Here is an 11,440-nt window from a genome sequence, read left to right on the forward strand (position 1 = left end):
GCGCTCTGGCCTCGGAGTGCGTCAAGCCTGGCGTCATTGTCTGGAGTTGAAATGAACTGGAAGCTAAACGCGTGCGCCGCTTTTTCCGCCGGTCTGCTCAGCCTGGGGGCCAGTCACAGCGCCCTGGCGCAGGATGGGTTTACTTTCGATGTCGATGAGGTCGAGACCATCGACGAGCTGCCCCATCTGATCGAGCTTATCGACGAGGGCAAGCGCCTCTACGAAGATCGCAAGTACGCCGAGGCGAGCCTTCGCTTCTACGATGTACTCGCCGACACGACCGCCGGGGCGGAGAACTACCATCCGGAAGCCGAGTACGAGCTGGCCAAGACCCTCTTTCGGTTGGAACTCTACCAGGGCTCGCTGGCGTATTTCTCGCGCATCGTGGAAGCCGGGGAGTTTCATCCCTTCTATGAGGCGTCGTTGCGAGGGCTGCTCCTGCTCAGTGAGGTGATCCCGGGCGATGCGATGCTCGTGGAGCTGCTGGCCGGCTACGCGCCTCTCTTCCCGGAAGTCGTCCCCGACGAGTACCGCGATCGCTATGCTTATCTGGTCGGGCGCCACTTCTATGAGACCCTCAACATCGAGGAGTCTCTGCGCATGCTTAACAACGTAAGTACCCGCAGCGATGTGTACGCCCGGGCGCGTTACATCGCCGGTATCACGCACGTGGCTAACTACGATGCGCGCGCCGCGGTCGATGCGTTCCGCGATGTCCTGCGTTATCTGACCCGAAATGCCACCCCGGAAGAACTCACCGGGGAAGAGCGGCGTCTTCTGGACCTGACCCACCTGGGGATGGCGCGCGTCTACTACTCGACGGGCGATTACGATACGAGCCTGAGCTACTACGAGCGCATCAAGCGCGATAGCCCGCGCTGGCCCGACGCGCTCTTTGAGTCAAGTTGGGGCTTTTTCCAGGTCGATAAGTTCAACCAGGCTCTGGGCAATCTCCACACCATCAACTCCCCCTTCTTCCGCAATGAGTACTTTCCGGAAGGGCCGATCCTGGCGGCAGTGATCTATTTCTACAACTGCAACTACGCCCGGGTTCGCGACGTGCTCGATGACTTCGATTACGTCTACGAAGGGGTCAAAGGTGAGCTTGAGTCGATTATCAGCGCCAACAACGATCCTGCACTGATGTATGAGTGGAGCGAGAAGTGGCGCTCTGGCGAGGTGGAGGTCGACGCCGAGGTGCGTAGTGCGCTGCGTGCCGCGCTTAATGACCGCCAGGTGGAGCAGCGTTTCAATCTGGTAAAAGCCATTGAGGCCGAAGCCGAGAAGATGGAGCGTCTCCCTGCGAGTTGGAAGACCAGTGCGCTGGGCGATAGCCTGCTTCAGGAATCAGCGATTGCCCATAGTTTTGCAGTCTCCGACGCCGGGCAGCTCTCTCAGCAACGTCTGGAGCGCGTGATCGGCGAACTCGAAGGTCTTGTCAGCCAGCAGAAGCGAATTTTGTTTGAGGTTGCGCGCTCCGAGCGCGGTGAAATCGAGGCGGAGCTGCGGGCTGGAATGCAGATTGATGGTGGCGCTGGCGATGGGCCCTCGCTGGATATCTCCGACGAGCATCTCTACTGGGAGTTCGACGGAGAGTACTGGAAAGATGAGTTAGGGTTCTACTTCTTCAACGTCAAATCGGAATGCCGACGCTGAACGGACACACGTCTCAGGGGGGAGGGGTGTGGCCATTGAGGCCGTTGGCAAGCAGGTCGCCTGAACGCGTCGCGGTAAGGAGCGGGTCATGAAGAGCATCTACGGTCACCAATCACCCCGGAGCTGGCGCGCGTTGCTGGCCGCCTCGGCGCTATGGCTTAGCCTGGCGCCGCTGGAAGCTACCGCCCAGCCGGAAGAAGAAGAGAAGGTCGAGCATCAAATCGAGGTGCAGGCCACTTCCCAGCAGACCGATCGCCCTACGCTGGAAAACGAACAACTGGGGCCGCGCTTTAGCGCTACTCAGTTTGTGACGGAGCGTAGCCTGGCGAGTCTCCAGCGTCAGGATGAGGCGATCGTGCAGCTGCGCGACCTCATCCGATCCACGCCTAAAAACGACCCGCAGCGCGCGGAGTACCTCTTCAATCTCTCGGAGATCTTCTGGGAGCGTTCGCGCTACTACGACGATACCGCCGTGGAGCGTCAGGACGAGTGTTACCGCTACGACGACCAGGGGGATGAGCAGGGCGCCCGACGCTGTCGTGCTCAGATGGAAGATATGCAGTCCGAGGCCAAGCGCCTGCGCGAGGAGTCGGTTCAGCTCTATGTCGATATTGTCCGCGACTACCCGGGCTTCGGCGAACTCGATAAAGTCTACTTCTACCTGGGCTCCAACCTGATGGAGACCGGTCGCCAGGCCGAGGCTCTGGACATCTTCCGGGAGCTCATCGCAAACTTCCCGCAAACCAAATTTGGCCCCCAGGTCCTGCTCTACTTCGGCGAGTACGCCTTTGATCAGGGGGAGATGTTCGAGGCGCTCACGGCCTACCAGAAGGTTGCTGAGTATCCCGATTCCCCGGTGTACCCCTACGGCCTCTACAAGTTGGCCTGGACCTACTACAACCTGGAGAATTACGATCGCTCCGTTGAGGTCTTTTTGACCGTGGTCGATGCGGCGCGCGAGCGGCCCGATGACGGCACGATGGTCGCGCTGATGCGCCAGGTGCGCCAGGATGTCGTGCGTGCCTACGCCCAGATGGGTTCGCCGGATCAGGCCGTGTCCTTCTTCCAGGACATCGCTCCCGAACGGGAAGATTGGCTTAAGATGACCGAGCGTCTGGCGGTGTTCTACGGTGATCAGGTTCAGTTAAGTGATTCCAACCGGATGTACCGCGAACTCATCACGCTTAATCAGGAAAGCGTGAAGACGGTCGATTATCAGTACGAAATCGTGCGTAACCAGACGACCAACAACGCTTACTCCGAAGAGAGTATTCAGGAGTTGGTGCGTATGATGCGTCTGGTGCAACTGGCCGACGGCGGACAATTCGCAGACACCGAAGAACAGAACTACCCGAAGATTCGTGCCAAGGTCGAGGAGGCGGCCCGCAACTGGTCGACCACCTACCATCGTGAGGCTCAGCGTACCAAGAACGCCGACCTCTACGCGATGGCGTACTACCTCTACAAGTTCTACCTGGAGACCTTCCAGGATACCGAACATGAATACATGATGACCTTCTTCTACGGGGAGCTTCTTTACCAGCTTGAGAACTGGGAAGAGGCGGCCGCTGCCTATGAGCGCGTCCTGGAGTTGGATCCCGAGGGGGAGTACACCAAAGAGGCGGTGCTGGCGACGGTATTGGCCTACTTCTACATCGTCGACACCTCCGAAGAGCGCGCGGTGATTGAAGCGACCTTCGATGAGGAGAAGGATGGTGAGGAGACGCCGGCGGTCCCCGAAGCTCAAGAGCTTCCGGAGGTCTACGTCAAGTTGATGACGGCCTGCGAGAACTACATTGAGTACGTGCCCGATGGCGATCGCATGGTCGATGTCAAGTACACGATGGCGCGCACCTACTATGACTTCAATCATCTGGAGAAGGCCTACACCGTCTTTGAAGATATTGCATTTAGTCATAGTGACCACCGCCTGGCGGTGATTTCGGCTAACCTTCACCTGGATTCGCTGAACCTTCTTCAAGAGTTCGACGGCCTCAACGCGGCGGTGGAGCGCTACATTGAGGAAGAGCCTATCGCTGACGCCGATTTCCGCGACGACGTCACCAATCTGCACATGGCGATTCGCTTCAAAATCTGCACGGTGCACGACGACAACGAAGAGTGGCGGGAGGCTGCGGAGTGCTTTGTGGCCTACGCCAGTGATTTCCCCGAGTCGGAGTTTGTGGACAAGGCTCTCTACAACGCGGCGCTGGACTTTGAGCGGCTGCGCGAAATCGGCCCGGCGATCCAGGTGCGCCTGCACCTGTTGCGGGTGCGACCCAGCTCGGAACTCGCCCCCGAAACGCTCTTCAACATCGGTGGCAACTACCACGCGCTGGCCGTCTACAGTGAAGCGTCGCGCTTCTATGAAGCGTTTGTGCGTAACTTCCCCGACCACGAGAAAGCAGAGGATGCTCTCTCCAACGCGTCGACCTTCCGCCAGGGACTCGGGCAGTACGATGAGGCGATCGCGAATTACGAGCGCTACCTGGAGCTCTTTGCCAGCGGCAATCGTCAGGAGTCCGCGGAGGTCTTCTTCCAGATTGCCCAGATCTACGAAGAGCAGGGCAAGCAAGAGGAAGCCTTCCGTCAGTACCGTCAGTACCTGCGTAAGCATGCTGAGCACGGCACCAACGACCGTCTGTTGGAAGCCCGCGTGAAGCTGGGGCTGCATTACTGGAACAGCGGCGGACGAAGCGGGCGACGGGACGCGCTCCAGGAGTTTGAGCGTACCCTGCGACTTTATGAGCGCATGAGTGAGGAGGAGCGCGCCGATATGACCACCGGTCGTGATGCCGCGGCTCAGGCCAAGTTTATGATCGGCGAAGACATCTTTGAGCGCGCCGCTGCCATCAGCATCAACTCTCCCAACGCCAAGGTGCTGCAGCGGAAGGCTACAGAGAAGATCGAGGCCATTGAAGAGGCCCGAAAGGCCTACGAAGAGGTGATTCTCTTTGGCCGCCCCGACTGGGCCATTGCCGCGCTTTATCGGATTGGCAGCGGGTTTCAGAACTTCGCAGAGAGTTTCCGAGAGAGCCCCGTGCCATCTCAACTCACCTACGAACAGCAGGAGATCTACCGGGGCATCCTGGAAGACAGGGCCTCCGCAATCGAGGATCAGGCGGTGGTGATGTACCGCGAGGCGCTGAATACGGCGCGTCGGGCCAACTGGTTCAACGAGTACAGCCGCAACGCCGAGGTCGCGCTGGCGGAGCTGCGTCCACGAGAGTTCCGCAAGCCCTCCGAGATGCGCGCACAGCCGGTATTTTTCCGCGACGGGTTTATGCAGTCGGGCTTCATTCTGGATGTTGAGGATGACGACATTCTGGGTGGGCTTGGCGATGAGGAGCAGGCGGCCGAAGCGGCGCCGGCGCCCGAAGAGGTCGAGAGCGAGCCGGCCTCTTGAGGTCGGCGCGGCGCCCGGGCGCCGCGTGTTATCGGAGCAATCCCCGCCCCGGGGCGACAGCGCGCCCCGGGAGCATCGGTTCCAAGGATAGAAAGCTATGCGATTGGCTCATACGAAAGTCCTCACGCTCTGCGCGCTCGTCGCGCTCACTCTGGCCACTGCCTGCGGCGGTGCCGCAAAACCCGATGAGATGACCCAGGCGACTGCGACCGGCGGCACCAACAACGCCGAGGCCATCGTGGAATTCGAGAAGGCCGTCGAAGTCTGGGAGGAGGGCGGGGAAGCCCGCATCGGCGAGGTCAAAGATTTGCTGCGGAGAGCCCTCAAAGAAGACCGCGGCTTTGGTAAGGCCTGGTTCAATCTGGGCGTGATCCTCGAACTCGAAGGCGATCTTGATGAGGCCCGTGAGGCCTACGAGAAAGCCGCCGAATTTGCGCCGAAACTTGGCGAAGCCTACGTCAACATGGGCATGCTGGAGATGACTTCCGGCAACCGGGACCAGGCCTGGGAGTATTTTCAGCGTGCCGTTGAGGTGCAGCCTTACAACCCGGCCGCGCATAACAACATCGCCGTGATGTTGCGAGAGCGTGGCGAGTATGCCGAGGCGGTGAACCACGCTCGCCGTTCGCTGGCAGGGGACAGTCAAAACACGCGCGCTTATGGCAACCTGGCCCGCATCTACTTTGATCGTGGCAACTTCCAGGTGGCGCGACTGGTGATGTTCAATGCCATTCAGATCGATGAAAACGATCCGGACCTCTACAACATCCTGGGGCATATCGAGCTGAAGCGAAACGATGTGACCTCGGCGATCGCCTACTTCCAGAAAACGCTGGAGATTGCGCCCGCGCATGTGCCGGCGTTGATGAACATGGGGGCGATTGTGCTTAATGTTCGCGATTTTGAGCGTGCCATTGAGTTCTTTGGGAACGTGCTTGAGCACGAACCGCAGAACCTTGATGCCATCCTCTCCATGGGCGTTGCTCGACGAGGGATGGGCGACCTTGAGGGGGCCCGGGAGGCATATGAACGCATCCTGGCGATGGACGAGCAAAACGCGCTGGTGCAGTACAACCTGGGCGTGCTGGAGCATGAGCACCTGGCGCAGAACGCGCAGCTCGGTGGCGATCGCGAAGCTCCCTCGCCCGACGACATGGTCGCGCAGATGGACTGGACCATCGCCAACCTGGAAGCAGCGATCGCGCACTACGAAACATCCATCGAGCACTACAACAACTTCTTGCACTACGAGCAGGGCGCGCATGTGGAGCAGCGCGAAGATGTCACCGCCCGGATCGACCAGGTTCGTCAGATCGTCGAGATGACCCGGGAGCAGATTCCGATGCTTGTGGAGCAGCGTGAGATGCTTGCTGAAGAAGTCGCGCAGGCCGAAGCGGCAGCGGCCGCCGAGGCTGCGGCGGCCGAGGAGGCTCCCGTGGACGAGAGTGGCGCAGAAGGCGAAGAGAGTCTGGCCGATGATTCGGATCAGGGGCTGGAAGAGGCGCCCTGAGGCGATCGGACGTAAAACTTTACGCGCCTTTACCTGAGTGGCGTTTGGCAGCTTTTTGTGGGCTATGTTAGCCTGTGGTTAGCACATTGAGGCGAACAATCAGGTGATCGGCGTTATGACGGCGACGATCAAGGAGACGAAGCGATGAAACGCGCGTTCTTAACAGGTTTGATGGCGGTTGGATTCTTGCTTCCGGCATCGGCAATGGCCCAGTCTCTGCCCGAGGCCGGCGCAGCCAGCGGTGGCACCAGCGATGAAGGCGTGGTGTACCAGCAGGAGACCACCTACGATTTCGACGGCGAAGATCTTACGGGGAACCTGATTCGACCCGACGGTGAGAACATCACCGGCGATCAGCGCGGTAAGACCAGCAGCCTGATCAATATTCGTCAGGACTTCATTCCGGAAATGCTCAAGAGCGTTGAGACCCTCTAAGCCCCTGTCTGCATCGGTGGGTTAGCCGTCGAGTGCTGCGCCACGAGTGGAGATTTCATGATGCTTCAAGCCGAGATTATTCAGTCGGGACAGGTGGTTTCGACGGTCAAGCTCGAACAGGATAACGTCAAAGTAGGCAAGCTCTCGAGCTCGCACATCCGCCTGGATGACGACCGTGTTTCGCGCATTCATGCCGTTCTGGAGCGGCAGCCCGATAGTAGCTTTGTCGCCATTGACCTGGGCAGCGCTTCGGGCACGTACGTCAACGGTGAGAAGATCACAAAAGCTGCGGTAGGCGCCGGTGACGAGCTGCAGTTCGGCGATACGGTGGTGCGTCTCTCCGAGGTGGTCGAAGTCGTAGCCGCCCCGGCGGCGGTCGCGGCGGCCGGTGGCGCGCTGCCCGAAGGCTATATTCGGCTTGAGGATGGGTCGGTGGTTCAGCCCTATGCGATGGAGGGCTATTACGACGACGCGGGCAACTACATCCCGGGCTACTACGACGCGGAGGGCGCCTACCACTACGGTTACGGCTACCACGACGATGAGGGTGCCTGGCAGGTGGCGCATGGCTTCTACGACCCCCAGGGGGAGTGGGTTGCCACGCCCGATCCGAATGCTCCGGCCGGCCCCAGCGATACCGAGCTCTACACCGAGAGCTTCTTCGACCCGGCCGGTGGTCAGACCCTGGAGGTGGCCTTCCTGTGGACGGACCACGTGCTGGCGGTCAACGCCTACGAAGACCCTCAGTCAGTGACGATCGGGCCGGATGAAGCCAATGACTTTGTGGTCGAAGATCCCCTGGTCAATCAGGAGAAGTTCCCGCTGGTCAGCTATCGGGATGGCGGGTATCGCGTCAACGTATCCGCGCAGATGGAAGGTCTTGTGCAGCAAGATGGCCAGCAATATACGCTGGCTGAAGCCATTCAGCGGGGAATCGCCACGGCAAGCGCCGAAGTGGGGGGAGGCTACAGCCTGACCCTGACGCCGCGCACCAGCGTGCGTGTGGAGTTCGGGGCCAATACCTTCCTGATTCACTTCACCACGATGCCCGCGCTTGGCGGGGGGATGCTGGCGATCGACCGTCAGCCGATTCCCTACCAGGCGACCAGTGCGCTCTTGCATATCCTCTTTCTCGTGATGGTGTTCTCGTGGCCGGAGAATCACGGCGCATTTGAACTCCACGAGTTCAGCGCGGAGGACCGCTTCGTTCAGCTCCTGGCTCCGGCGGAGCAGGAGGAACTCGAGGAAGAGGTTCCGGACTGGCTGGAAGGTGGTAACGAGCAGGAAGAGGCCGCGGCCCATAAAGGTGACGAGGGCGAGGCAGGCGACCAGATGGCGGAAGAAGCCGATAACCACCTCGCGGTGAAGGGCCCGGCAGACAACACCGACATTGAGCTTCGCAAGGCCTACGACACCGAAGTGGCCATGAACACCGGTGCACTTGCCGCGTTTAATGATTCGTCGCTCGGCAGCATGTGGGGTTCTGGTGATGTTTCGGTCGGAGGCGATGCGATGCATGCGCTGGGTAACATGACCGGGAGTCAGGCTGGCGCGGCGGCCGGTGTGGGTGGTCTCGGGCTGGCCGGCGCCGGTCGTGGGGGCGGCGGTGTCTCGGAGCGCGGGATTGGCATGGCTGCGGTCGGTACCGCAGGTCGTGGCGGCGGTGGCAAGGGCGGCGGGAACTACGGAAAAGGTGGTGCGAATCTGGGTGATCGCGAGGTTCGTCAGCCCAAGATTGTTCCCGGGCGCCCCGCCGTGCAGGGCTCGCTGGACCGCGAAATCATTCAGCGCGTGGTTCGCCAGCACCGCCGGGAGATGCAGCACTGCTATGAGCAGGAACTGCAGCGTAACCCCAACCTGGCCGGTCGCGTCACCGTACGTTGGGTGATCTCGCCGACTGGGTCGGTTACTGTGGCCTCGATCGCCGAGACCTCGCTGAACAACTCCGGGGTTGAGCAGTGCATGACGCAGCGCATTCGCCGCTGGGTCTTCCCGGAGCCTAAGGGTGGTGGAATTGTCAACGTGAACTACCCCTTCAACTTCAGCTCTTAATGCGCAAGACCGCCTGATGCGGTAGCAAGAAGACAAACAAAGGCCCCCTTTATGGGGGCCTTTGTTTGTTTAGCCGAGGGTGAACGTTCGCCCTGGATGCCTGGGGCTGAGAAGATGTGTGTGTTATCAATGTAATATTGTTCTCAGATTTGTTTGATGATTTTTCTTAGCGGGGCGACGTGAGGGTATGGAGTCTGAATGATGAATGAAGCTATGGACTGGCCGCGCAGTGTGTGTCGGTATGGTGCAAGCATCGTGGTCTGCATGATGCTTATCGGGCAGGCGTCGTGGTCGATGGCTTCGCCGCCAGATGAGCCTGGCTCTCCTGTAGAAAATGAGGGCGTCACAGAGCCTCGCGAGACACCCGCCGAGCAGGCTTCGGACAACGCGAGCCAGCCTCGCCGTTTACTATCCGATGCCGAATGGGACGCGGCGCATTCTGGAGATATGCTGGAGCTTCCGTCCTGCGAGGAGGAAGCCCGTCTGTCGAATGACTCGTTCGATGATAAACTGCTTTTTCGGCTGGAGATTGAAGTCGACGGAGAGGTTTCGCGGGTTGAATTGTTGAGGGGCCCGGCGGAACCTTCCGAGCTGCGGACCTGTCTGAACGCGTCTTTGCTCGGGCTAAGATTTGGGGCGCTTGAGGTGTCCGCGTATGTCCTGATCGAAAATGTGCGTCGATCGGATGGTACGCGACTTAGCCGGCGCGCTACTGCCCCGTATTCGTCAGATAGAAGAGAGGTGATTCAGCGTGTGGTTCGCCAGCACCGCCGGGAGATGCAGCACTGCTATGAGCATGAGCTGAGGCATCAGCCCGACCTGGCCGGGAGCGTGACGGTTCGCTGGACGATTGCGCCCTCGGGGGCAGCCACACAGGTGTCGATCGTCGAGACCTCACTGAACAACTCCGAGCTTGAACAGTGCATGGTTCAGAACATTCGCCGCTGGGTTTTCCCGAAGCCCAAGGGGGGCGGGATTGTCAAGGTGATCTACCCCTTCAACTTCAGCTTTTAATGCACAAGGCCGTCTGATGCGGTCCTAAGAAGGCAGGCAAAGGCCCACCCTTTTTTGGGGGGGGCTTTTTTGTGTCCGGGCGATAACGTGCCCTGAATGCGTTGGTCGATGTAGGGGGAGGCTCGGTCGACGTCATTTTTCAAAATGGATGCGGCCAGCATCGTGTGAGGCCGCAAAAAGGGCAGAAAAACGATCGAAACGCAACACTTGGCCGGTTGTCAGAATTTTGACCTCGGGGGTACGATGAGGGTGCCTGTTGTGCGCGCGTGGCGCCAACGCAACTGATCCGAGTCTATACCGGAGGAGCCAAGCCATGAGCCTGCCGAGTCGTGTGAATGCGATCCGTGTTACTGGGAAGGGGAGGGCGACGCTGGGCGCGCTCCTGATGCTGGTGTTGCTCGCGCTGGGAAGTACGGGGTGCGATGCCGATCGCACCGCGGCGGTGCGAGAGCTGAACCTGGGCATGGCGGCCTTTCAGGCCGGGCAGTCCTCGACAGCGGCCGAGCATATGGAAGAGGCATTGCGCATTGATCCGACCTTCACCGATGCGGCCTACCTGCTCGGGCAGGTCTATCAGATGCGCTCCAAGAACTATGAGGAAGCCGCCCGCGCCTATCGGCGCGCGCTCGACATTGAGCCGACCAATGCACAGTACGCCTACCGTCTGGGCACGGCGCTGGTCGACCTCGGAAAACTCGACGAGGCGGCCACTCATTTTGAGCGGGCCGTGGCCAACGATGATGGGTTCTCGCGAGCCTGGTTCCGGCTGGGGCTGACGCAGGACAAGCTGGGGCGCCACCATCAGGCCGTCGCCAGCTACACTCGCGCCATTGAGACCAACCCCCGGCTGCGGATGAGCAAAGAGGATCCCGGCGGCGAGCATTATCACGCGCTGGCCGACCTCTACCTGCGCTTCGGGCTGAGCGATCATGCCGTGCGCGTGTACGAGAACGGGGTGCGCAACAACGCCACCTCGACGCGTTTGCTGCACGGGCTGGGGGTGGCGCGCATGGAGATCGGGCGCTTCGAGGAGGCCGCTCAGAGTTTTGTGGCCACCATGGAGCAGGACCCCGGTCACGCTTCGGCGAACTTCAACCTGGCGGTTGCGCACCATGAGCGCGGTGATAGCGCCGGGGCGGTGGCTCAGCTCGAGCGTTTCCTGGGAAGTGGCGCGGCCACCGAAGACCCCGCTCGGCAGGCGGCAGCTCAGGCGCTCTTGGCCGAACTCAGCGACGGGGATTGAACGCCGGCACCCTGCTCTTACTCCCGGAAAGCGGTGCGTTGCCGGGCTTCTTCGCGCTGTGGTATACCCCCGGTAACGATTTTCGATGGACAGCTAGAAGTGTGATGAACAGACCTTTCCCTCC

The 11,440-nt window shown here is 60.4% G+C and carries 7 protein-coding genes; all 7 read left to right on the plus strand.

Features of this window, described 5'->3' with window-relative positions; translation table 11 throughout:
* Positions 1–51 precede the first annotated feature (51 nt).
* A complete protein-coding gene (locus DL240_RS08490) occupies positions 52–1,656 on the plus strand; it encodes a hypothetical protein (protein WP_111729451.1) in 1,605 nt (534 codons plus the stop codon).
* An 88-nt stretch (positions 1,657–1,744) separates the two neighbouring features.
* Positions 1,745–5,062: a tetratricopeptide repeat protein gene (locus DL240_RS08495; protein WP_111729452.1), complete on the plus strand. Its 3,318-nt coding sequence runs from the start codon at positions 1,745–1,747 to the stop codon at positions 5,060–5,062.
* A 97-nt stretch (positions 5,063–5,159) separates the two neighbouring features.
* Positions 5,160–6,572: a tetratricopeptide repeat protein gene (locus DL240_RS08500; RefSeq protein ID WP_111729453.1), complete on the plus strand. Its 1,413-nt coding sequence runs from the start codon at positions 5,160–5,162 to the stop codon at positions 6,570–6,572.
* A 144-nt stretch (positions 6,573–6,716) separates the two neighbouring features.
* Entirely contained in the window at positions 6,717–7,007 is a 291-nt protein-coding gene (locus tag DL240_RS08505) for a hypothetical protein (protein ID WP_111729454.1), read from the plus strand.
* Between the two features lie 57 nt (positions 7,008–7,064).
* Positions 7,065–9,059, plus strand: a complete 1,995-nt coding sequence (locus tag DL240_RS20695; protein ID WP_111729455.1) for an AgmX/PglI C-terminal domain-containing protein — start codon at positions 7,065–7,067, stop codon at positions 9,057–9,059.
* 198 nt (positions 9,060–9,257) lie between these two features.
* Positions 9,258–10,073 (plus strand): AgmX/PglI C-terminal domain-containing protein, encoded by an 816-nt coding sequence (locus DL240_RS08515; RefSeq protein WP_111729456.1) that lies wholly within the window; start codon positions 9,258–9,260, stop codon positions 10,071–10,073.
* Positions 10,074–10,386: 313 nt separating this feature from the next.
* Positions 10,387–11,316: a tetratricopeptide repeat protein gene (locus DL240_RS08520; protein WP_111729457.1), complete on the plus strand. Its 930-nt coding sequence runs from the start codon at positions 10,387–10,389 to the stop codon at positions 11,314–11,316.
* Positions 11,317–11,440 lie beyond the last annotated feature (124 nt).

The organism is Lujinxingia litoralis, assembly GCF_003260125.1.
Taxonomy (GTDB): Bacteria; Myxococcota_A; Bradymonadia; order Bradymonadales; family Bradymonadaceae; genus Lujinxingia; species Lujinxingia litoralis.